The following is a 21,681-nucleotide window of genomic DNA, read 5'->3' on the forward strand; positions in this document are numbered from 1 at the left end:
AGCATGCGAGAGCGCCCGCTTCCAGAAGCCATACGAGGCTCGTGGTATTACCTCCCCGCCAATACAGATCCGCGTCAAACCGGTGAAAAAGGCATTCAAATGTACCGATTCAGGCTCGACGGTACGTTTAGTCTCTTCGGAGGCCGCGCGGGGTCATGGACTGAAAAGGAGCGTGGTGAATACACGTTCGACGGTCAGTTCCTGATTATCCGTGGTCGAAACACCGAGACCTTCCGCGTCAAAGCCAGCCGATACTGGCGTTGGACGCTCGAGGGAAAGAAGGAGGATTACGTTCTCGTGCGTGGCAAAGCCACAGACGACGACTTCAAGGCCTTGCCCCCTGAACAGGCCAAGGAAATTCGAATTCTTCCTATCCGAGTGCTCATTCACAATGAGTATGACGAGCGTGAAGGCATTTTTGAGCTCGTCTACGAGAGCGAAAATATCCGAAAGCCGGTCGGCTCCTTCTTTGTGGAGCACAACACCGAAGACGGGAAGATGTGGGTGGGTCTAAGCCCCTGGGCCGAAGGCCTTGAGCCCAAAACGTGGGAGCGAATCATTCGCGAGTCCTTCCTCGATATCCATCGCTCCAAGCCGGACGACGTCACGGTGGTCACGATTCGAAACCTCCGCGATAACGAATCCAAAGTCTTCAACTACGTCTTGGGTTGAGGCTTAGGCCTATTTCACAAAGGGGTTGAGCTTTAGAACCGCAGCTTGTTGCTCGGAGATTTCGATATCCGCTGTGCTTCCGCCAACCGCAGGGAACATCAGATTTCCAGCATCTGGACAGCCGAATCCCTGAAATTGCACGTTCGAACACACCGGGGTGTCATCTAGCGGATCTTGGGTGTCCACCATGGTCTTGAAGAAGACGGACGCTTCGTCGGTTCCGTTGTGCAATGTTTCAGTCGTATGTCTGAGGCCGAGGTAGTGACCGAGCTCGTGTGCCATGATCTGAGCCACGAAGGCGTTGTCTTGGCCTAGGTCTGCGAGCCTAAAGATAAGGCCGTTGTTGGCGTTCCCATGCATTCCGGGCGGGCCTGGGACGCCTGCCGAGAGCCCGAGGATCAGTCCCGATGTCTGACCTACGAGGATATCCTCCACCCAGAAGACGTCCACGGAGAGGTGCTCATCAAGACTTGGACCTCGCGGTTGTCCTAGCGCCGAGATCTTTCTCAGGTCCGGAAACCCGCGAACGATCTGATATCGCTCAAGTGATTCGCGGTCCGGGTCGTAGAATCTAACATCACCGAGTTGAAGGCCAGCCTTCTCGAAAATCGTATTCACGCCATCTAGGACTTCCTGCACATCCGCATTAGCTTGGGCGTTGGACGCGTTGATTCCCGGGACACCGAAGAGATGGATGTTGAGGTCCAGCCGTGCTGCTTGGGGGTTGCTGGGGAGAATGTAGAGGCAGGGTGTGTCGCCATCTGTGGTAACTCGCAGCGTGTGATTGCCGGCCTGAACCAAGTTCTGACGGGCAGGTGAGTAGGGAACCATAAAGGGCCAGTCGTAGCTGACGGTTTTATAGATTCCCACGGGCTCGTAGTTGTCGAGTGGCTCGTCAACCGCGCGCAAATTGTGGTGGATATAGTCGTTGATGAGGTCAATGTTTTCTTCAGGGCCAATCACAGAGCCCACGTCCACACGACCCGTCCGAACCATTGGGACGAGCGTATAGCCCGTCCAAGTCGCATCGACCGTGTATTCGATCTCCCAGCGGTATTTGTCCCCATCCTGTCCGACCTGAACCGCGTTGCACGTGATTCCGAGCGCCTCGGAGGTCTCTTCAAAGGTCACATTGGGGGCTGGCGCGTCAAAAGGAACGCAGAAGCTACCGCCCCAGTCGTCGTCGCAAATATAGCCTGGCCGGCAATCGCGAGTGCCTTCACACGTTGCGGCGCAGAGCGTGCCAGCTGGCGTTTGGGCGCACGTTGAGTTGCCCGGACAAGTCTCACAATCGCGACTCGTGCAGTAACCGCCAGGAAGTGCGGTCTCACAGATTTGCCCGGAATTGCAATCTTCGGCGCGTTCGCATGCGGAACCCGGGTCGCCGGGGGAGGGGCCATCGGTGCTCGGTGTTTTGCAGACTCTAGTGCCCGCAACGATTTCGCATGCGTAGCCAGTGCGGCAATCTTGCCCGGTAGAACACGATTGAAAGCACATGGACTGAACGGCATCGAGAGCAAGGCAAACCGCCCCCTCACCGGTGCAGCCGTCGGCCAGGCAATCGGTGGTGGTGCAATATCCTTGCGGCCACCCCGAGAAGTCCTGGAGGCACGAGTCTCCCGCACAATCGGCGGCTGTGGTGCAGGAGTCGCCGTCATCAGCTCCGTAGACGATGGGGGCGAGTTCTGGTTCGTCCCCGCCGCATGCCGTCAAGATGAGTGTGAGCAAAACCGCGCAGCGACTCGTGTACATTGTCTTTAAATCCACAGTTTTCCCAAAAGTTTGGATAGAGACAGTGTACCAAAAACCGGTGGTGGGAGGAATATTGCGTTGGACTCGATTGTCTTTGATTTGCCTTGGTGGTAGTCCAAGAGCACCCGAGCAGGAGATTCACCATGCGAAGACAAATACAAAAACTTATTGAAGCTGAAATCAACCCGATGGTCGCCGCTCACGGTGGCCGAATCGACCTGGTCGACTACGTGGACAAGAACGTGTTCCTCGTGATGTCTGGCGGCTGTCAGGGATGTTCCGCATCCTCGGCCACCCTCAAACAAGGGGTCGAGCGGATTCTTCGGCAAGCGTTCGGTGAGGATATCAACCATATCTACGACGTCACCGACCACGAAATGGGCGACAATCCATTCTACGCCTAGCGACCAGCTTTTCTTTCGGCGAGCGGTGGTCCGTCTTTCATTTGTGATTAAGTTGTTATTGCGACAATCGCACACGAGCACAGAGCCCGCGTTGACTGGAATCGCAGGGTCGCATACGCGGACAGAGCCCGCGTAGACGGGGTTCCCAAGCCGAAGGAAGACATCATGAACAATGACGATGCAAAACGCGAAGAGCTCGAGACCCAGCTCAAAGAGGGCACGGGCCACGTAAAGTTCGGTGTGGGAGTCGGGGCCGTTTCAGCGGCTTCACTCCTAATTCTCGGGACTACTTGTCCGCTATGCTACTTTGTGGCACCGGCCATGGTTGCCGCGGGAGTTCATAAGCGGCGGAAGGCCAAACAAGAGCTTGAAAAGATGCCTGGCATCAAAGTGAACTGGCCAGAAGAACTGGCATAGGCCGCCACATCACCACGTGCGGACCAATCCCTGGAATCTCCCAGTCGGGCCCCACCTCAGTCCAACCATATTTGGCGTAAAAAGCAGCGGCGGTACGCCGCGCATTGCACCAGGCTATCTTTCGGTCCGGTGTGGTGAGCGCAGCACTCACGATCGCGTAATTTAAGAGTCTCTGGCCAATTCCTGTGCCCTGCGCTTGAGGAAGTACGGCCATACCTCGAAACTGCCAAGCGTTGGGTTGAGCCAATAGGTCTGGAGCCCCAGGTAAAGTTTTGTGGGTCTCGGGGAATGGGCGGGCCATCATGGTCAAGACAGCGACCGGAGCTCCGTCTTCTTCCCAAAGTGCATGCAGCGTTTCTGGGTCGTCGTCCCCTTCAAAATGTGCCAATTGGCCGGCCGAAAAATGAGGTCGTAGGACCGTGGTTCTCACGTCCAAAATCTCGGAAGTCTCGGCCCAGCGTGCGCCCTGACTCATTTCAGTAGTTGCCAAAAAGTGAGGTGAGTTTGCAATCGAGAGCCCGCGCAATCTTGTAGAGCGAAGACACCGATGCGCTCGATTCTGCGCGCTCGATCTGAGAAAGGAGACTCACCGAAAGGCCCGTTCTCCGGGCCACCTGTTTGAGCGTGAGCTGACGGTCTTTCCGGGTTTTTCGAATATTATGGCCGATAGAGATTAAGAGCGTCTCTTCAGGGTCGGTCAAGAGACCTTTCTCACGCAGAATCCGCTCAAGACTCGTGTTGAAGTACGCAATATCAAAAGGTTTTTGGATGTAGTCAGAGACCTTGAGTTTCAGCGACTGCACCGCAGTTTGCACCGTGGGATTGCCGGTGAAAATGATGACGTCGATATCGTTATCAAACCGGCGAATCTCTTCGAGAAGCTCCATGCCGTTGAGGTTTGGCATCATGATATCGAGCACAACCACGTGATAGTCGCCCTCTCGCAGCTGATAAATCGCGTCTTCAGGCTTCGAGCAGGTGTCCACGTTGTAGCCGCTTTGTGAGAGCAGGAGTTCCATGTACTCACAAATGTCGCGGTCGTCGTCGACAATAAGAATGTTGATATTACGTGACAAAAGCGTCCCCGAACGTGATTCATCTTCGATCTTCTTCACTAAAGACCTCTGAGGAATCAAAGTCAAGACAGAAACTCTGAGCAAAAGGCGTGCGTTATCCTTCAAGTCGAGCTAGTCTAGGGGCTCGGAGGTACCTATGTGGATCAAAGTCGCCGCAGTTTTTTTAATGCTAATGGCCAGCGCATGTAAATATGATGCGTACAGCGAATTAACTTGTTCATCAAGCAGTGAGTGCCCTTCGGGGGCCGAATGTCGCTCCGGATTTTGTGCGTCAACAAATGACGTGGTCCCCGTTGAAGATATGGGCGATGACACCCCAGATACAAGTGTATTCAGGATTGAAGTTGGCCCGACCTTAGCTCTCAACGTCGGTGATACCGGGCAGCTCGAAGCTCAGGCGTTTAATCGTGCATCCGAGCCACTCGCGGTTCTTTTCACCTGGTCTAGTGCCGATGAGAGCGTGGCCGCGGTAAGTCCATCGGGCGAGGTCACGGCTCTTGGGCCTGGGAACACGACCATTACTGTCAGTGCTGAGGGTGTCGAAGCTCAAGCAACGGTTGGTGTAGATAATCCCCCAGTGGCCATTGAAGTCCAACCTGAGACTGCAATCGTAGGTGTAGGCACTTCTGTTTCGCTGAGTGCAGAGGTGACGGACATCAACGGCGGCGTGCTCAGCGTTCCCGTCACCTGGAGCTCTTCCGATGAGGCGGTGGCTACAGTGTCTCCCACTGGTGTGGTGTCCGGCGTGGCGGAGGGTTCGGTGACGATCACGGCCACGTCTGGCGAGTTGAGCGGCACCGCCGAGATTGATGTCCAACTTTTGGAGCCAAATACACTCGTCTTAGAGGCATTCGATTCTTCCCTCGATCCTATCGATATCCAGGATATCTCCGTTCGAAATTCGGCGATTATTGTCGTAGAAGCGAGTCTCTTCTTCAGAGATAATGGCGTGGAGCTCGAGTTTCCGAATGAGTCCGTTGTGTTCGCGATAGATTCAACGACTTTCGGAGTACTTGGGAACCCGGGCGGTCAAACGGCGTCGTTCACCGCGGATGCTGACTCCGAAGGTATCGCGACGATTACAGCCACATTCGGAGAGCTCGAGGAAACACTAACGATCGAAGTCTACACACCAGTCCCGGACACCTTGACCATCACGCCCACAGACCCTTCGGCCTTTATCGGTGCCGAAGTTGTTTTCACGGCAGATGTAATTGCGCAAGACGGTCTGCCTTTAGTGACCGATGTTAACTGGACGAGCGATAACTCCTCTTTGGCCACCATTTTGGAAGAGGATCTCGGCGCGACAGCCGTCGCTCGAACCTTGGGTCCCGGTGCCGTCACCATACGGGCTACTGCGGGCAGCTTGACCGAAGAGACGACGCTCACCATCGCTGGCTTTGCTGCGGGGTCGATTGCTCTCGGTGAAGAACATACTTGTGCCCTTTCTTTGGCAGGCTTCGCCTATTGTTGGGGCGAGGGCGCGGATGGCCGACTTGGAGACGACCAGACAAGTGACCGCGATCTGCCGAGCCGAGTGGATGGCAACCGTGTTTTCGGCTCAATTCATGCTGGTGACCGACATACATGCGCGTTGACCAGCGACGGAGCCGTATTCTGTTGGGGAGCTGGGGGGCGTCTTGGAACTGGAAATGGTTCTGGGGCTGAGGTGCCCACCCCCATCACGGGTACGCGAGTTTTTCAGGAAATCGCCACAGGCAAAGACCATACGTGTGGATTCACTGATATGGATGAGCTCTACTGTTGGGGCAGTGGTGGGAGCGGACAGCTTGGCGATGGTCAGGCTGCCAATTCGAACGCTCCGGTATTGGTCCCTAAACCAGCAGGCGCACTTGGATGGCTCAACGTGGCTGCAGGTCACACCCATACTTGCGCGCTGGACACTGCAGGAAAGGCCTATTGCTGGGGAACAAATGACCAGGGGCAACTCGGAAACGGAACCAACGATCCGAGCAACTCGCCCGTGCCGGTCGATGTTTCGGCTGTTAATAACGCCGCGTTCGTGTGGATTGGCGCGGGTGAGAACTTCACCTGCGCACGAACCATGGCGGGTGAACTCTACTGTTGGGGTACAAATGCGGTTGGGCAACTTGGCCTCGGCGTGGCCCAGACAAGTTTTGATACGCCGACTCAAGTCCCAGGGCTGCTCTTCGAAGCAGTCTCAATCGGGAGCTCCCATGCGTGTGGTCTTAGCGCCGGTGATACCTATTGTTGGGGCGATTCTGGCAGCGGTCGGATCGGCGCGGCGATGGACCAAAACATGCCCACTCAAGTGGTAGGTGCAACCTTCACGTCAGTTGAAGCCGGAGGTGAGCACACCTGCGGGCTACTCTCCACGAATTTCATCGAGTGTTTTGGCGAAAACCAGCGCGGCCAGCTCGGAATTGATAACACCGACGACCAAAGCTCGCCGAGCCTCGTTTGGCCTTAAGCATTGCGTTTCCGACGGCATACGTGTAGCGTCCGCGCCGTGCCACCATTCGGCCATTGATTGATTAGGAGCTCAAGTGCAAGCCACGGTAGAAAACGGAAAAGTCGTCTTTATTCACTTCACACTCACAAACCAAGAGGGCGAGGAACTCGATTCTACGCACGGCGATGAGCCACTCTTCTACCTTCATGGCGCGGACAACATCGTGCCTGGCCTCGAGCAAGCTCTCGAGGGCAAGCAAGTAGGAGATAAGGTCCAGGCTGTGGTTGCGCCAGAGGACGGTTACGGAGAGCGCTCAGAAGCTCCTCCACAACGAGTGTCCAAAGATGAGTTCCCAGACGATATGGAAGTGCTGCCGGGTATGCCGCTTCACGCCGAAACCGACGACGGATTCATCACCGTTTGGGTCACTGACGTCACCGCGGATTGGGTTGAGATCGACACGAATCACCCGCTCGCCGGCGAAACCCTTCACTTCGACGTGGAGATCGTCCGAGTTCGAGACGCGCATAAAGACGAGCTCGAGCACGGCCACCCACACGGGCCAGAAGGCACCGAAGGTCACCATCACCACTGATGTCGTGGCGTAAGAATTTTCTGAAATCACTTGAAGGTGAGGGCGGATTTGTCGAGGACGGCCAGCAATGGCCGTTTCGTCGAGTTCTTGAGTCTGCTCAGGAGTTCGCCGAAAGCCTTGGAACACGCGGCGTCGATGCCGGTGATACGGTGGGCGTTCGTCTAGAAAGCCCCATCGCGAACGTCATCGCATTGGTCGGGAACTACCTTCGTGGATGCGTCCATGTGCCGATCAACACGCGGTACACGCAGCGTGAGGTGGACCATATCGTTGAGGAGGCGGAACTCAAGTGCATCGTAGGCGACGAGTTTACGCTTTTTTCGGACTCACCCGCGTCGCCCTATCGTGGGGACGACGAGGATATCGCGATCATCCTCTTTACATCAGGTACCACGGGGCGCCCAAAGGCCGTGGAGCTTAGCTATCGTGCGGTGCTCTCCAATATTGACGCCCTCACAAAGCTCTGGCGTTGGACTCCTGCCGACACATTGGTCTTGAGCCTGCCGCTCTTCCACGTCCACGGGCTGGGAATTGGCGTCCACGGCACGATTCTTCGTGGATGTTGGGCCCAATTGCGGGGCGCTTTTGAGGCGGAAGATGTGGTCTCGGCATTCGAAGGTGAGAACGGGAGAGCCGGTAGCATCTTCATGGGAGTTCCCACGATGTACTCAAGGCTGATTACACACCTTGAGAGCAAGCCTGAAGCTTGTAAGGCTCTTTCGAGAGGGCGCCTCTTTACCTCGGGGTCCGCGCCTCTCTCAACCAGTGATTTTGACGCCTTTCGCCGTCTTACCGGGCATACCATTCTGGAGCGTTATGGCATGTCCGAGACCATGCTGACGCTATCTAATCTCTATGAGGACAGACGCCGCGGCATGGTCGGGCAACCGGTGGGCGATACCGAGATTCGCGTGGTGGATGAGCTTGGGCAGGACATCTCCGATGGAATCGGCGAGCTCTGGGTTCGAGGTTCGAGTTTGATGAGTGGGTATCGGGGGCGACCTGAAGAGACGAAGGCGTCTTTCGAAAATGGCTGGTTCAAAACCGGCGACATGGTCGAAATCCTAGACGGGTTTGTGTCGATTGTCGGCAGACGGTCAACAGATATCATCAAGTCTGGTGGCTTCAAGATCGGCGCGCGAGAGATTGAAGAAGTGATTCGCGAGCACGAATGGATAGCCGATGTTGCCGTTTTTGGTGCTTCGGACACCGATCTCGGCGAGCGAGTGGTAGCGGCCCTGGTCTTGAGTGGTGAGCATGGCCACTTGGAGTCCGAAGTACTGAAGTCTGGCTTGGATACCTGGTGCCGAGAGCACTTAACGGGCTACAAAATACCCCGCGATCTCCTTGTCGTAGACGCGCTGCCTCGAAACCCAATGGGCAAGGTTCAGAAGCCGCGTCTCAAAGAAATTTACGAATCCACGCGGACTTGACTTGCGCGTCGTGGAGCTACGGGCCATCCTCTCGGTCAAATTTCCGTGGACGGACGGTAAATGTCAGGCGACGTAACTTCAATGACTGGGCTTGTTCTGGACGGGCGATATCAAGTGGGCAACCTGCTTGGTGCCGGTGGTATGGGGGCGGTCTACCGTGGTGTTCAACGGTCTGTTGGACGAAATGTTGCCATCAAAGTCCTGCGCGTCGGAGTATTTACGACCGAAGAGTCCAAGGTTCGATTTGAGCGCGAAGCTCAGGTTATGGCCGGTCTCGAACACCCGAATATTGTTCGTCTCTACGATTTTGGATCGCATGAGAAGGGCGTCTTTATGGTGCTCGAACTCGTCGAAGGAAAATCTCTCCACGAAGTTCTAAAGGGGCGGAGCCTCGCCCCGGAACTGGCGATGGAGATCGTTCGTCAGATCGCTACCGGGATGGCGGAAGCGCATGCACGTGGTATCGTTCACCGCGACCTAAAGCCCGCCAATATCATGATCACCTCGGACTCTAGCGGTGCGATGCGGGTGGTGATTTTGGACTTTGGTCTCGCGAGGCCTTCGCGCCAAGACGTACGCCTGACTACGAACGGTCTCGTCTACGGCACTCCCGAATACATCGCTCCCGAGTACGCTCGCGGAAATGAGTTTGACGAGACGGCTGAGATCTATGCGCTCGGTGTGGTGCTCTACGAAATGCTGACGGGCAAACCACCGTTTACGGGCGACCCCTTGCAGGTGCTTTTTCAGCAGGTCAGCGAGCCGACACCTGGTCTGGATGAAGCGGTCGCCAGTGGGCAGATTTCAGAAGCTTGCGCGAACTTGACCATGTCCATGTTGGAAAAATCCCCAGAGAATCGTCAGCCGAAGTCCATGCTCGGGCTGGTGCAACGACTGGAAGTGATGGGGATAGGCAAGCGTAGATTTGTCCGCGAATTGGACGAGGGTTTGCGTGCTCCGGTGAGCGTGTCCAGACAGCGCCCGAAGCTCGAGCCTAACAAGGTCCGTGCGGGATCTACACCATTTTTGGAAGCGGACGACGCGGTCAAAGGGGCGTGGCAAGACTATGTCCGCAAAACGGGGGCTATCAAACTCGATGAACCCCTAGGTCAGGGGACCGTGATCGACCCAAACATCGATGGTTCGCTGGAGTTTGGGACCGACCCTGAGTCGTTGATCAAGACCATTCCGCGTGAAGGCGTGCCGCCGATCACCGAGCAGATGCAAGACCCAAGAGGAGAGCTGCCAACCATGCTCTCGGTTCCAGGCGTGGACCAGAGCTCCGAGATGAGTCGCTTTACGACCGAGCGGATGAACTCTGTATTCGGAAGTCGAGAAGGAATGGGAACCATTCCGGCTACGGACGTTAAGATTCAAGCCGCACCCGTACCCCCACCGGCCGAGCCGTCGCCGAAGAGGGCACAGCCTCAGAGCCCGGAACTTGCCTTTGACCCGAGAGAGCGGTTTTCGCAAGAGCGGCAACGTCCGGAGGAGCCAGCAAAACCCAAGACTGCCATACCGGCACGACTCATACTCGTTGTGGCCATCATCGTGCTCGTGCTCTTGGTTGCGATTGTGCTTCAGCTGAGAAATTTCGCGCCCGAGGCAGACACCCTCTCAAGAGAGGAGCTCCTCAAACTCTATGAGGAAGAGGCGGACGAGGCCGAGAAGGCTGAGAAGGCCGAGCAATCGACAGGGGAAAGACCCCAAACATCAAGGGCAAAGAAGACCGCACCGAAGAAAGGCGAGGTCATCGATCTTTTCGAAGGTGAGGCGGGTCAAGACGAGCCACCCTCAAATATTAAAATTGAGAGAGGACGATGACTTGGAAAGGGCGCCTTAAACGAGGTGGTGCCGCTAGCGTCACGCTCTTTGTGATCGTGATCCTCGTGATCGTCTTCCGAGGCCTATTCGTTCAGTCAAAACAGCCGGTTCCTCAGACACCGAAAGAGTTTGAGCCGAATCAGGGTTTTGAGCAGCGACTTTCCGACGCCATTAAAATTCCCACCGTTTCCGACCAAGATCCGTCGAAGATGGATTTCGCGAAGTGGGATGAACTCTTCACCTTGATCGAATCGGCCTATCCGAAGGTGCACCAGACGCTTGCGCGTCAAAAGATTGGTGAATGTTCGTGGGTCTATGAGTGGAAGGCAGCCCAGGGGGCTGGATCGGTGCTTTTCCTCGCGCATACCGACGTGGTCCCCGAGGAAGAAGAGAAGCTCAAAGAGTGGGAGCATCCTCCGTTTTCAGGTCATGTGGACGACGAGTTCATCTGGGGGCGAGGCGCGCTGGACGATAAGGTCTCGGTGTTTGGAATGCTTGAGGCGCTCGAGGTCTTGGCGAGTCGTGGCTACAAACCTGAGCGCAATATCGTGCTCGGCTTTGGATGCGATGAGGAAGTTGGTGGACATTTAGGCGCAAAGGCGATCAAAGCTCATTTTGAAAGGGAGAATCGAAGATTTGTGTGGTCCATGGACGAGGGACATATCATCGGCGACGGGTTTTTCCCTGGGGTAGACCGGCCCGTGGCCTTTATCGGCCTGGCCGAGAAAGGGTTTGTGACCCTTGAGCTGAGCGCCGAAGGCGAGGGTGGGCATTCGTCCATGCCTGGAAAACAAACAGCTGTCGGAATTCTTGCTCGGGCCATTTCGAAGCTAGAGGAGAACCCATTCCCCGCGCGGCTCACCCCGCCGGTCGAAGGTATGCTGGCCCATCTTGCGCCTGAAGTGAACGGGCCGTTGAGATGGGTTTTTGCGAACCTTTGGATTTTGGAGCCCCTTGTTCTGCGGGTATTTGCTGGCAAGCCCTCCACCAACGCCACGGTGCGAACCACGACAGCTCTGACGGTGTTTCATGGCGGTGTGCGTGAAAATATCTTGCCGAAAACAGCCAGTGCGAAAGTTAATTTCAGAATTCTTCCCGGCGATACGAGAGAGGGCGTCTTGGAGCGAGCGAAGGAACTGATCGACGACGAACGTGTCAAAATTGATGTTCCAGAACGGGGCTTCAACTCGAACCCAACCTCGCCGTCATCGATTGACGGGCTGGGCTATGCGGTCATTTCGCAATCTATCCGAAACGTCTGGCAGGATGGCGTATTTGTGGCTCCGTCACTTACGGTGGGCGGGACCGACTCACGCCATTTTGAACCATTGGCCGATGACACCTATCGATTTCTGCCCCTCGTCTTGACCCCAACCGACACGCCTCGAATCCATGGCGTGAACGAGCGGGTCTCCATCGAAGGTTACGAAAAAGCGATTCGTCTCTACGCCGAAGTCTTTCAGCGTCTATCCGAATGAGTGGTAGTGGCATTGTGTTGGTCTTTTGAGTACACTTCGCCGCGATGAAGCTCTTTTTTCTTATTACATCACTCTTTTTCCTCTCGTGTTCGGACGGGTTTCAAACTCCCGAGGCTCCGGCTGATGCCGACCTTATGAGTCGAAATTTCGCGTTGGGCGAGCCTATCGACGGCTATCCTTCTTATGAAGAGAGGGTCGTGCTCTATTTGACGAACCAGCTCCGCACCGAGCCGCAAGCATTTAATGAGCAAGGGGCATACGCGCCAACGCCGCCGTTGCGCTATGACGCTGCCCTCGGCCGAGCCGCACGATTTCACGCAAAACACATCATCGAGGCCTCGTGCTGGTGCGAGGACCACTCTTCGTGCTGCCCGCTCGAAGCTGGGCCCGATGAGCCACAGTGTGCCCAACCCGCAAGTGGTTGTGGCGTGATGGATGCCGCGGATCGCGTGAGCATGTTCAGCCCTGCTTATTCCGGCGAGAACATGGCGATGGGCCAGCCCACGCCGCAGTCTGCGATTGAAGGTTGGACTTTCTCCGAGGGGCACTGGTCAAACATCAATAATGCTGGGCACCGACTGCTTGGAACCGGCTACTACCCGACCGCCTGGGTTCAGGACTTTGGCGTCGGTGGCTCGCCGCCTGTGATCGGCGACGGTATTCATATGGGGGCGAGCACGTCCTCAAAGTTTGGCATCACGTATTACCAACCAGGGACGGGCGGGCCGCGTGTGGCAATGGTCATCGTCAATGGCGAGTGTCACGATCTTGATCTCGTCTACGGCACCCCGGAACACGGTTCATTTGAAACCACGGTCAGCCTCGACCAAGGCTGTAATCGCTACTACTTCCATTTCACTGATGGGCAAGGAAACGACATCACTTACCCGTCTCGCGGAAGTTTTGGCGTGGGTGATGGGTGTGAGTTTTACGTTGAGGAGCGCCCCGCGGACACGTGCTCTCCGAGCGGGCAAACATGTGAAACTGGAGACACGCGCGCCTGCTACACCGGACCCTTTGGCACCCGAGATGTGGGTGTTTGCGCCTCAGGAGTTGAGCGTTGTGTAGGGTCACAATGGACAGGCGAATGTCTGAACCAGATTGTGCCGGGCGAAGAAATTTGCGATGGAACAGATGCCGATTGTGACGGCGAGGTCGATGAAGGTTGTGAGGTTGAAGAACCCGTGGTCGAAGAACCACTTCCTGATCCGATAGACGCGCCAACAGAAGAATCGCCAACCAAGGAATCTGAAGGTTGCGCCTCGGCGGGAATGGGTTATGTGTGGCTTTGGTCGTTTGCTCTCATGATGGGCGCGTTCAGTCGCCGGCGGCGACGGTGAAATATTGAGGAATGTTATGAAAAGAGCGTTGATTGTCGCGCCATTGCTTGCGCTTGGGTGTACCACGGACGTGGAAAAACCCGCTCCAGATACTGAGACTCAGGGCCAGAACTTAGGCGAGTCGACTCAGGCTTATTATTTCTCGGGCATCGGTGCCGGTGAGATGCCGACCATGCAAGAACGCGTGGCGATTCACCTCGCAAACCGCGTCAGAACTGCCCCTTACGTTTGGGGTATCCAGACCGAAGAGGGTGAGCCGGTCGACCCAATTGCTGCTTTGACATACCAGCCCTTCTTCGCTGAAGCAGGCCGCTGGCAAGGCGCTCACGCGATTCAGTATCAGTGTTTCTGTACCCCGGGCATGATGCCGGCCCCTCAAGATTACAACACGTGTTGTGAAATGGGCCTGAAGAATGGTGAGGTCCAGTGCGTTGGGCCGATCACGACCTGTGAAGAAGGCACTGAAGAGGCAGACCGCTGGGCTCTCTTGAACAGAGGTCCCGGTGTCATCAACAACGAATTCTTCTGGCCAGGTGATTTGCCTGCCGGAATCCCAACGCTTCCAGGCGAGCTGGCGGCGAACTTCTTGGTGCAGAACTCACTCGGCGCGCTTTTTAGCCCTCGAGATCGCGCAGCAGCGTTCTCTCAAGTCAATACACCGATTATCCCTCAGGAATGCCAACCACAGTTTGAGCCATGCGCTCAGGGCATTTGTACCGATATCGATACCGGTGCAAATGAGTGCGATACGGCTCTGAATCCGGATTGTCTGGGGCTCTGCCTTGGGACCGACGAAAACCCAGCACCTCCTTGCACCCTCAACGAGCCTTTGGACCCCGAGATCTGTAACCCGGACGAGTGGCAACAAGCGTTCTATTGGACTTTTGCCTTCGGTGGCAGCCGCGATCCGGTGCCAGTGCTCTCTGATGGTGTTGCGTTCCAACCTGGATTCACCGCGACAGAACAGAACCCAGAAGGCACGTTCGGTGTTGTAGAGCCAGGGGAAGTCCTCTTCTCTGTTCGCTACCACCAGCCCGTTGGTGCCCCGCAATCTTTGAAGTTGGCCATGAACGGGTCGTGTTTCGACATGGATCTTTGGGTCGAGCCTCCAACCGAAATGGTGCCTGTGGAGGGCGATATGGGTCCAGATATGGAAGACATGGGAGACATGGATCCAGATATGGACACCGATATGGGTGAATTCGAGGAGCAACCGGTCTTCCCATACTCTGGTCTTACCTTCGAAAACGTCCAAAGCCTTACGGCAGGTTGTTACCGCTTCTTCTACTCGGCTATTGACGCTGAGGGGTTTGTGTACCGTTTCCCTTCGCTTGGTTCGCTTGGGGTTAGCGTAGATGCCGAGGGGCGCGTCAATCTCGAGGATCCAGAGTGTCCAACCTGGTCTGAAACCGTACCTCCCGTTCAATGTTTGCCAACCGTTGACGAATGCAACGCTGGTGAAGAACGGCCTTGTTACTCCGGTCGTCCAGGCACGCAAGACAAAGGTATCTGTGAACTTGGAACTGAGTCCTGCGAACAAGGACGCTGGTCCGGTAAATGCGAAGGCGAAGTTCGTCCTGAAGCTGAAGAGACGTGTGGCGACAACCTCGATAACAACTGTAATGGTGTGGTCGAAGAAAATTGTCCCATCACACCACCAGACCCAGAGCCAGAGCCAGAGCCAGATATGGGCGCTGATGATATGGGTGCAGAAGATATGGGCGAGGCCCCAGCGCCTGGCAGCTCAGACTCCTCGGATGATGGTTGCGGCTGCGCCACTGTGGACCAAAAGCAAGACTCGCCCTACGGGCTCGTCGTCCTAGGTCTCTTTGGTGCCTTCATCCTGCGCCGTTTCCTGTAGGCGAACTACCCAACTAACGAGGAAGGAGCCCTCGTTGACACGAGTTCCAGCGCCAGTTTCCTTGCTTTTTCAGACTCGCCTGCGCCAATGGCCTCGGCGATGGTTCGATGAGAAGACAAGTTGTTGAGCTCCTCCATCAGGACTACCGCCATCAATTCACGCATCTGATCGTAGAGCTCTCGAATCGAGTTGAAGGCGAGTTGGTAGGCGACGTTTTGCGAACCTCGAATGACGGTCGCCCAGAACTCCATGTTTAGGTCTTGGCGTGCGCTCAAGTCGCCAAGCTTCATCTCTTCACAAATCCTGAGCAGGTTTTCAGCGATCTCCGGGCTTCGAATCGCGCAAAGTCTCGCGATATCAGCGGCCATGGCGCTTCGCATTTCCATCACGCTTCTCGCGACTTCAAAATCAATCTGACCATCCGCATCAAAAATGAGCGAAGAAATCAGCTCGGTGCCAGCGGTCTCCCAGAAGTCCAAGACTCGCGTAGATTCGCCTTGATGAATGGTGATGAGCTTTGCCTGTTCAAGGCGTTTGAGGGCTTCGCGGACGGCACCTCGGTTGACCCCAAGGGTTTCAGCCAAATGCCTCTCGCTCGGAAGTGTTTCGCCGGCCGCGAGCTCGCCCGCTAGAATTCTCTGTCTCAGTTGTTCAAAAACAGAGTCTGAGACAGATTTTTTCGTTATTGGCGTAAACATTTCGTCAACTCGTCGGTAGAATGCGTTCGACCAAGTGGTCATACCAGATGAGGTTCATCTCGGGAATGTAACGAAAAGATTTGGGTTGATTATTCGTGGACGATGTAAAAGAGTAGCGAGCAGCGTTCCTGCAGTTTCCTAGGAGTAACTATGGCGTTTGTAATTACTGAACCGTGCTTGGGTACGTGCGATACCTCGTGTGTAGAATCTTGTCCGGTAGATTGCATTCACGGCCCGCTACCAGTGGACGAGGTCAAGGACCTCCAAGCCGCTGGTGACACTGAGGCCCTGGCGAATATACAGATGTTTATTGATCCAGACGTATGTATCGATTGTGGATGTTGCGTACCCGAGTGTCCCGTTGAGGCCATTTTTGAAGAGGACGATGTTCCTGGAAAGTGGTCGAATTTCATCAAACTCAATGCAGACTTTTTTGCGTAAGGACACTCGATGGCGAGAATTGATATTCGCGACCACATCGCATTTGACCGAAAGACCGTCTACGAGACCTTTAGAGACCATCTGAAGGAGTTGCAGCCTTACCTCCCTACGATTGAGTCAATCGAGGTTGAGAGCTACGACAGGCTCGATGATACGATGGTTAAGATCGTCAACATTTGGAAGGCCTCAGAGGGGGATATTCCCGCAATGGCGTCTAAGTTTATCAAGCCTGAAATGTTGCGCTGGACCGACCGCGCCACGTGGTTTGATGACCAGCATATCTGCAACTGGGACATGGAAGTTGGCTTCCTAAAAGAGGCGATTTCTTGCAGCGGTACAACTCGTTATATCGAGAAAGGTAACGGGACCGAGGTGCATATCGAAGGCAATCTTCGTGTGGATGCCTCAAAGATCCCCGGTGTGCCGCGCCTGGTCGCTGGAAAGGTCTCTGATGTCGTCGAAGGCTTTGTGGTCAAAATGATCACTCCCAACCTCAAAGAAGTGAATCGCGGCTGCGAAAAGCATCTTTCGAAGTAGTTGGCCCACCCTTTGCAGTCTGTTGGCGTCGATGAAGACGTTCAACGGAGCAAATCGTGAAAGAATTAGAAAGACATGATATCTCAGGCATCGCCGCCCAGGTATGCCTGAGCCTCGCCTTGCACATGGCCCTCATCGGTGGCGCAATTTGGCTGGTCACCTAAAGAAATAAATTTCTTATCGCTTGAGGTTTTGCCACGCCCGTCTGCATTGATTTGTGTTTTCAGGCGAGAAAGGCAATACGATGGCTTTATTGATAGACCCAGCCCACGTCCAGAGAGCGAGAGCCTACGCACCATTCACGGCGTTCGTGGGCGGGTTTGTATTCGATATTCTGACTTTGAGGGGGCCGCTCAACTGGCTCAATCTCGGCGCGCTTGGAGCCTATGCGCTGCTTGTCTCGGTGCTGCTTATCCTTCAGGCTCGCGGCGCGTTTGAAAAGTGGAGCAAATGGCTCTCGTACGCCACCCAGTTTGGTCTTGGCGCGCTCTTCAGCGCTATGGTGGTGCTCTACTTCAAAAGTTCACACCAGCTCTTCTCGTTCCTCTTCGTGATGATTCTTTTCTGCGGCATGGTCGCGAACGAATTTCTTCACAAAGACAAAAGACTGCGCGAAATCATCTGGGGAATTTATGCCGTTTCGTTGGCGATGCTCCTGAACTTCGTGATTCCCTACGCGCTAGATAGTGTGCGACCCGTCTACTTTTACCTGAGTACGGCCATGGCGCTGGGATTGGTAGTTGTGGTGTGGCTGCTCGCGGGGCGCATCAAGCAGCTCTTGCGCGGGCCGCTGATATCCGTGGGGATCCTGGTGGGCGTATATGCGATTGGCCTGATCCCGCCGGTACCGCTAGTGATGAAGAATGGTCTGGTCTGCACGGATTTTATCAAGGCCGAGTATTCATGCGCCCCAGACGCTCAAGGCTTTTCGCAAAAGCTGGGTGCGGCACCGGTCGTGACTAAAGACTCGGGAGACGCCGTTTACGTGCTCACCGCCGTGGCTGCTCCGAAAGGCGCGCATGCCGTGCTGGAACACCGGTGGTTTCAAGAGGTTGAAGGTTCGTGGCAGGCCCGTGACGTGATGACGTTTGAAATCAAGGGTGGGCGAAAGGACGGCTGGCGTTTCTGGAGCCGTAAACGCTACGCAAGACCCGGATACTGGAAGGTCGAAACGGCTCTGAAAGGTGGCAATGTGCTGGGCGTTCAGAAGATCAAGGTCGAGGAGCCTCGCGACGAGGCGAAAAAATCTCGCCAACTTCTCTAGAGACCGCGTTCTCCGCTCAGGAGTTCGAGAGCGTTCTCTCCCATGATGCGCTTGATGGTGTCTTCCGAGTGACCTCGTGCGCGAAGACCTCTTTCGATAAGGTTGATATCGCGGCAATCCCGCATATCGCTCGGGATCGGGATCCAACCATCGTAGTCAGAACCGATGGCCACGTGTCGGTCGCCCGCCACTTTGAGCGCGTATTCGATATGGTCGAGCACGCAATTTGAGTCCACTCGAACTTTACCAGTCAGAAATTTCGGGGCGAACATGATGCCGATGACACCGTCTGTAGCCACGATACCGTCGATTTCCTCGTCGGTGATGTTGCGCGCGTGCGGATAGGCTCCTTTGATGCCGGTATGCGTGCAGAAGAGCGGCCTTTTGGATATGCGGCAGACATCCAGAACACCTGGGGTGTTGAGGTGCGCCACGTCCACTGTGATATCCGACTCCTGGAGTGCCTCCACTAGATCACGTCCAAAATCGGTGATGCCGTCGACTTCGTTGGCACCGCGTCCCATCGAGGGCGTCGCCGCTTCGTTCTTGGAGAAATGCGTGAGCGTCAGGTAAGCGACACTTCGCTCTTTAAGCGTATGTACGCGGTCAAGCCGCTTGTTCAGCATGTGCGCGCCTTCGACGCCTGGGGCTAGAGCGAGTTTGCCTTCGGCAAGGGCCAGGCGCCATTCTGAGCGATTTCGGATGCGCCAAACTCTAGGGTCTGCCGCCAAGTCATAGTCGAGGTAGTCGATCTGCTTGTTCATTTCGAGAAAACCACTCTCGGATTCCCACGGGTAATAGTGAATGCCGAGACATGCCCCAGAATACTTGGCTTCAAGCATGCGTGGGATGTCAGCGTGCCAGATGAGGGGCTGCCCCTTGATTCCCGGTCGATGTTGTCTGAGCGCGTCGTAGGAAAAAAGGCGTTGCTGAATGATAAAGTCAACGTGCAGGTCGATAATCATGGGTCATCATCAGGGAAAAAGAAACCCGGCGCCGCGGTGACGTCTAAGGTGATGGAGAGCTCCTCGCACTCGCCTTCGGCGTTCGGTGCGAGGTCGGCGAGTCGAAAGAGTGAGGTGGAGATTAGTCGTAGGACGTCGGCCGACGCGTCGATTTGGGAGATGCTTTCTGCAAACTCGGGAATCACGATCGCGCCCGCGATGATCCCTTCAAAACGCCCGGACTCGGTAAAAGACCCCGCGATTGTGGCGTTCCGGATTTGGACGAAAACCTCAAAATTGTCCACCACGAGCGGAAGCTCAAGATCGAACGGTCCCGCCACGAGTTTCCCTTCTTCAATTCGGGCGCCTTCGATCAGCGTGGGGGCAATGTTAGGGTCGCGTTCATAAGTCTGACTTTCTTCCAGAAGTCCGTTGGCTCCGATGGACGGTTGGCCAGTCGCTCTGCCGACTTGAACTTCCACACACGCGTCGTCTTCCAGGCTGTCGAGCTTCGAGACCTCGAGCGAGAGCAGGAGCCCGCCCGAGTTGATGGTGCGCTGAATCACGGCGAGTACCGAGTCTGCGCCGGCCACAGCATCGAGCGCTGGAACGAGGCGCGCAAACTGATTGTCGACCCCGGGCTCGCCTGTGGGCGAGACGAAATCCTCTTGCCCGCAGGTTTCTTCGTCGCCTCGGTCGGAGAGGCGTCCGTCGATATTAAGACCGTTGGAGACTTCTCCTTCGTGACCCACAAAGGAAACCTGGTCTACGACTAAAGTCTTGGCCTCGAGCGCCCCTCCGCAAGGGTCTGTGACCTCGGAGGGCTCCTGAGGAAATGTGGACGTGGTATCTACACAACCAAAGCCAAACACGGCCAGCATGACAAGCTTAAGTACTGATTCCTTCATGCCTTCTGTTTTACAAGGAGAACCATCGCTTGCCTAGCGGGATTGAAGGCGTTAAAAGAGCGTTCTTTCGTAAACCCCCCGAAGGACTCGGCATGTACGCCTCCTCTCGCTTTAGTAAGAACCGCTACGCCCAGTGCGCCGCGTGGATTGTTGCTCTGTTCAGTGTTTTTGTGATTTTCACAGGATATTTGATTTCTCCCAATGACGTGAGCGCTCAGAACGAGACCGAGGCTCCAGTTGAGGCCAAGGTAGACGCACCGGCGGCCGATACTGACAACGCCAAGGTAGCTCCAGAAGCCAAGGCTGACGCGCAGCCGATCCTCAAGCGAAAGATTGGAGAGGGTGAAAAGTCTTCAGTCCTGGAGCGGGCGATTAGCTTTCTTGGCCTGGCGTTCTTCATCTTTATCGCGTGGTTGATGTCGACGAACCGAAAGGCCATCAGTTGGAAATTGGTTGGATGGGGTGTGGGGCTGCAGATTACTTTTGCTCTGGCAATCTTTTTCGTTCCTGGAGGGGAGTGGGCGTTTGAACAGGCGACAAGAGGCGTGAATGCTCTACTTGGTTTCACCAACGTGGGGTCCGACTTCATCTTCAAGAGTTTTGTGACCAATCAATGGGAGCCCGCTCTTGTGAACTTCGGGTTTGCTGTTTTGCCGACCATCATCTTCTTCTCGTCTTTGATGACGATCCTCTACCATATCGGCGTGATGCATAAGATCGTGGCTGGGTTTGCGTGGGTCATGGAGAAGGTCATGGGCACTTCGGGAGCTGAGAGCCTCAGTGCGGCGGCAAATATCTTTGTGGGGCAGACCGAGGCGCCACTTGTGGTCAAGCCATACGTGGACGACATGACCGTGTCTGAATTGATGACCGTCATGACTGGCGGATTCGCAACGGTGGCTGGCGGCGTGATGGCGATTTATGTGGGCATGTTGCAGTCTTCGTTTCCGAACATTGCGGGTCACCTGATCGCGGCGAGTGTGATGAGTGCCCCAGCGGCGTTGGTGATCGGGAAGATTATGATTCCTGAGACTGAGACCCCAAAAACGATGGGTGGCGTCAAAATGACCTTGGAAAAAGAGGACGTGAACGTGCTCGATGCCGCTAGCCGTGGGGCTGCCGAAGGTCTGAAACTCGCGCTCAACGTGGGCGCTATGTTGTTGGCGTTCATCGCGTTGGTAGCCATGGTCAACGGCATCATCGCACTTCCTCAGGGCGAAGATCCGCTCACTCTACAGGTGCTCCTCGGCTACCTCTTCAGCCCGATCGCGTGGATCATGGGTGTGCCCTGGGTCGACGCGGTTCACGTAGGCAAATTGTTGGGAATCAAAATGGTTCTCAACGAACTTGTAGGCTACGCCGAGCTTCAGATGATGCTCAATGATCCAAATATCGTGCTCAAGGATCGCTCCGTGATTATCGCGACCTACGCGTTGTGTGGCTTTGCTAACTTCGGGTCCATCGGCATTCAGCTCGGTGGTATTGGTGGTATTGCGCCGAGCCGAAAGCATGACCTCGCGAAGATCGCATTTAAGGCCATGATCGGTGGTACGATTGCGGCGTGTATGACGGCGACAATCGCCGGGATCTTGAACTAAACCCC

20 protein-coding genes are annotated in these 21,681 nt (G+C 55.5%); 14 read left to right on the forward strand and 6 right to left on the reverse strand.

All coding sequences use genetic code 11. The annotated features are described in order from the left end of the window. Window positions 1–3 precede the first annotated feature (3 nt). Window positions 4–672 carry a hypothetical protein gene (locus FRD01_RS18300; protein ID WP_146962279.1) on the forward strand — a complete coding sequence of 223 codons (669 nt, stop codon included), beginning with the start codon at window positions 4–6 and terminating at the stop codon, window positions 670–672. A 9-nt stretch (window positions 673–681) separates the two neighbouring features. Here FRD01_RS18300 and FRD01_RS18305 read toward each other — a convergent pair whose 3' ends face one another. Beyond that, complete coding sequence (locus FRD01_RS18305) at window positions 682–2,439, reverse strand: zinc metalloprotease (RefSeq protein ID WP_146962281.1); 1,758 nt, start codon at window positions 2,437–2,439, stop codon at window positions 682–684. Between the two features lie 128 nt (window positions 2,440–2,567). Here FRD01_RS18305 and FRD01_RS18310 point away from each other — a divergent pair, with 128 nt between their 5' ends. Together FRD01_RS18310 and FRD01_RS18315 are read left to right on the forward strand one after the other, a co-directional pair. Then, entirely contained in the window at window positions 2,568–2,828 is a 261-nt protein-coding gene (locus tag FRD01_RS18310; protein WP_146962282.1) for a NifU family protein, read from the forward strand. 165 nt (window positions 2,829–2,993) lie between these two features. Then, entirely contained in the window at window positions 2,994–3,245 is a 252-nt protein-coding gene (locus tag FRD01_RS18315; RefSeq protein WP_146962285.1) for a hypothetical protein, read from the forward strand. Here the strand turns inward: FRD01_RS18315 and FRD01_RS18320 are convergent. Then, window positions 3,214–3,720: a GNAT family N-acetyltransferase gene (locus FRD01_RS18320; RefSeq protein ID WP_146962287.1), complete on the reverse strand. Its 507-nt coding sequence runs from the start codon at window positions 3,718–3,720 to the stop codon at window positions 3,214–3,216. The two genes, FRD01_RS18315 and FRD01_RS18320, sit on opposite strands and share 32 nt — an antisense overlap. Window position 3,721: 1 nt before the next feature. Then, a complete protein-coding gene (locus tag FRD01_RS18325; RefSeq protein WP_249755729.1) occupies window positions 3,722–4,360 on the reverse strand; it encodes a response regulator in 639 nt (212 codons plus the stop codon). Between the two features lie 97 nt (window positions 4,361–4,457). Between FRD01_RS18325 and FRD01_RS18330 the strand changes: the two genes are divergently transcribed. The 7 genes from FRD01_RS18330 to FRD01_RS18360 all read left to right on the forward strand — a co-directional run bounded on the left by FRD01_RS18330 (window position 4,458) and on the right by FRD01_RS18360 (window position 15,286). Continuing rightward, window positions 4,458–6,773 (forward strand): RCC1 domain-containing protein, encoded by a 2,316-nt coding sequence (locus tag FRD01_RS18330; RefSeq protein ID WP_146962290.1) that lies wholly within the window; start codon window positions 4,458–4,460, stop codon window positions 6,771–6,773. Between the two features lie 76 nt (window positions 6,774–6,849). Continuing rightward, the gene (locus FRD01_RS18335) at window positions 6,850–7,350 is read left to right on the forward strand and encodes an FKBP-type peptidyl-prolyl cis-trans isomerase (protein WP_146962292.1); all 501 of its coding nucleotides are present in this window, start codon (window positions 6,850–6,852) and stop codon (window positions 7,348–7,350) included. After that, complete coding sequence (locus FRD01_RS18340) at window positions 7,350–8,783, forward strand: AMP-binding protein (protein ID WP_146962294.1); 1,434 nt, start codon at window positions 7,350–7,352, stop codon at window positions 8,781–8,783. The genes FRD01_RS18335 and FRD01_RS18340 overlap by 1 nt, the downstream gene beginning before the upstream one ends. 60 nt (window positions 8,784–8,843) lie before the next feature. Continuing rightward, window positions 8,844–10,607 carry a serine/threonine-protein kinase gene (locus FRD01_RS18345; RefSeq protein WP_146962297.1) on the forward strand — a complete coding sequence of 588 codons (1,764 nt, stop codon included), beginning with the start codon at window positions 8,844–8,846 and terminating at the stop codon, window positions 10,605–10,607. Next, a complete protein-coding gene (locus tag FRD01_RS18350) occupies window positions 10,604–12,085 on the forward strand; it encodes a M20/M25/M40 family metallo-hydrolase (RefSeq protein WP_146962300.1) in 1,482 nt (493 codons plus the stop codon). The genes FRD01_RS18345 and FRD01_RS18350 overlap by 4 nt, the downstream gene beginning before the upstream one ends. 44 nt (window positions 12,086–12,129) lie before the next feature. Continuing rightward, entirely contained in the window at window positions 12,130–13,425 is a 1,296-nt protein-coding gene (locus FRD01_RS18355) for a CAP domain-containing protein (protein ID WP_146962303.1), read from the forward strand. Between the two features lie 16 nt (window positions 13,426–13,441). Continuing rightward, window positions 13,442–15,286, forward strand: coding sequence for a MopE-related protein (locus FRD01_RS18360; protein WP_146962306.1), 1,845 nt, complete (start codon window positions 13,442–13,444; stop codon window positions 15,284–15,286). Between the two features lie 5 nt (window positions 15,287–15,291). Here the strand turns inward: FRD01_RS18360 and FRD01_RS18365 are convergent, their stop codons facing one another. Next, complete coding sequence (locus tag FRD01_RS18365) at window positions 15,292–15,984, reverse strand: FadR/GntR family transcriptional regulator (RefSeq protein WP_249755730.1); 693 nt, start codon at window positions 15,982–15,984, stop codon at window positions 15,292–15,294. A 150-nt stretch (window positions 15,985–16,134) separates the two neighbouring features. Between FRD01_RS18365 and FRD01_RS18370 the strand changes: the two genes are divergently transcribed. The 3 genes from FRD01_RS18370 (at window position 16,135) to FRD01_RS18380 (ending at window position 18,226) form a co-directional block, all read left to right on the forward strand. Next, entirely contained in the window at window positions 16,135–16,425 is a 291-nt protein-coding gene (locus tag FRD01_RS18370) for a 4Fe-4S dicluster domain-containing protein (RefSeq protein ID WP_146962312.1), read from the forward strand. Window positions 16,426–16,434: 9 nt separating this feature from the next. Beyond that, window positions 16,435–16,962, forward strand: coding sequence for a DUF2505 family protein (locus FRD01_RS18375; RefSeq protein ID WP_146962314.1), 528 nt, complete (start codon window positions 16,435–16,437; stop codon window positions 16,960–16,962). 244 nt (window positions 16,963–17,206) lie between these two features. Next, on the forward strand, window positions 17,207–18,226 hold the full coding sequence (locus FRD01_RS18380) for a DUF2914 domain-containing protein (RefSeq protein ID WP_146962316.1): 1,020 nt from the start codon (window positions 17,207–17,209) through the stop codon (window positions 18,224–18,226). On the opposite strand, the gene FRD01_RS18385 is transcribed toward FRD01_RS18380, so the two are convergent. Both FRD01_RS18385 and FRD01_RS18390 read right to left on the reverse strand, forming a co-directional pair. After that, window positions 18,223–19,191 (reverse strand): dipeptidase, encoded by a 969-nt coding sequence (locus tag FRD01_RS18385; RefSeq protein ID WP_146962319.1) that lies wholly within the window; start codon window positions 19,189–19,191, stop codon window positions 18,223–18,225. The genes FRD01_RS18380 and FRD01_RS18385 overlap by 4 nt on opposite strands. Beyond that, on the reverse strand, window positions 19,188–20,078 hold the full coding sequence (locus FRD01_RS18390; RefSeq protein ID WP_146962322.1) for a hypothetical protein: 891 nt from the start codon (window positions 20,076–20,078) through the stop codon (window positions 19,188–19,190). Before FRD01_RS18390 ends, FRD01_RS18385 begins: the two co-directional genes overlap by 4 nt. 92 nt (window positions 20,079–20,170) lie before the next feature. On the opposite strand from FRD01_RS18390, the gene FRD01_RS18395 reads away from it, so the two are divergent. Further along, the gene (locus FRD01_RS18395; protein WP_146962324.1) at window positions 20,171–21,676 is read left to right on the forward strand and encodes a NupC/NupG family nucleoside CNT transporter; all 1,506 of its coding nucleotides are present in this window, start codon (window positions 20,171–20,173) and stop codon (window positions 21,674–21,676) included. Window positions 21,677–21,681 lie beyond the last annotated feature (5 nt).

The sequence above is a fragment of the Microvenator marinus genome (genome assembly GCF_007993755.1).
GTDB lineage: Bacteria > Myxococcota_A > Bradymonadia > Bradymonadales > Bradymonadaceae > Allomicrovenator > Allomicrovenator marinus.

Coding starts and splice junctions, on each gene's coding strand:
- FRD01_RS18300 (WP_146962279.1), top strand. CDS start 4: ATGCGAGAGCGCCCGCTTCCAGAAGCCATACGAGGCTCGTGGTATTAC.
- FRD01_RS18310 (WP_146962282.1), top strand. CDS start 2,568: ATGCGAAGACAAATACAAAAACTTATTGAAGCTGAAATCAACCCGATG.
- FRD01_RS18315 (WP_146962285.1), top strand. CDS start 2,994: ATGAACAATGACGATGCAAAACGCGAAGAGCTCGAGACCCAGCTCAAA.
- FRD01_RS18320 (WP_146962287.1), bottom strand. CDS start 3,720: ATGAGTCAGGGCGCACGCTGGGCCGAGACTTCCGAGATTTTGGACGTG.
- FRD01_RS18330 (WP_146962290.1), top strand. CDS start 4,458: ATGTGGATCAAAGTCGCCGCAGTTTTTTTAATGCTAATGGCCAGCGCA.
- FRD01_RS18340 (WP_146962294.1), top strand. CDS start 7,350: ATGTCGTGGCGTAAGAATTTTCTGAAATCACTTGAAGGTGAGGGCGGA.
- FRD01_RS18345 (WP_146962297.1), top strand. CDS start 8,844: ATGTCAGGCGACGTAACTTCAATGACTGGGCTTGTTCTGGACGGGCGA.
- FRD01_RS18350 (WP_146962300.1), top strand. CDS start 10,604: ATGACTTGGAAAGGGCGCCTTAAACGAGGTGGTGCCGCTAGCGTCACG.
- FRD01_RS18355 (WP_146962303.1), top strand. CDS start 12,130: ATGAAGCTCTTTTTTCTTATTACATCACTCTTTTTCCTCTCGTGTTCG.
- FRD01_RS18360 (WP_146962306.1), top strand. CDS start 13,442: ATGAAAAGAGCGTTGATTGTCGCGCCATTGCTTGCGCTTGGGTGTACC.
- FRD01_RS18365 (WP_249755730.1), bottom strand. CDS start 15,984: ATGTTTACGCCAATAACGAAAAAATCTGTCTCAGACTCTGTTTTTGAA.
- FRD01_RS18370 (WP_146962312.1), top strand. CDS start 16,135: ATGGCGTTTGTAATTACTGAACCGTGCTTGGGTACGTGCGATACCTCG.
- FRD01_RS18375 (WP_146962314.1), top strand. CDS start 16,435: ATGGCGAGAATTGATATTCGCGACCACATCGCATTTGACCGAAAGACC.
- FRD01_RS18380 (WP_146962316.1), top strand. CDS start 17,207: ATGGCTTTATTGATAGACCCAGCCCACGTCCAGAGAGCGAGAGCCTAC.
- FRD01_RS18385 (WP_146962319.1), bottom strand. CDS start 19,191: ATGATTATCGACCTGCACGTTGACTTTATCATTCAGCAACGCCTTTTT.
- FRD01_RS18390 (WP_146962322.1), bottom strand. CDS start 20,078: ATGAAGGAATCAGTACTTAAGCTTGTCATGCTGGCCGTGTTTGGCTTT.
- FRD01_RS18395 (WP_146962324.1), top strand. CDS start 20,171: ATGTACGCCTCCTCTCGCTTTAGTAAGAACCGCTACGCCCAGTGCGCC.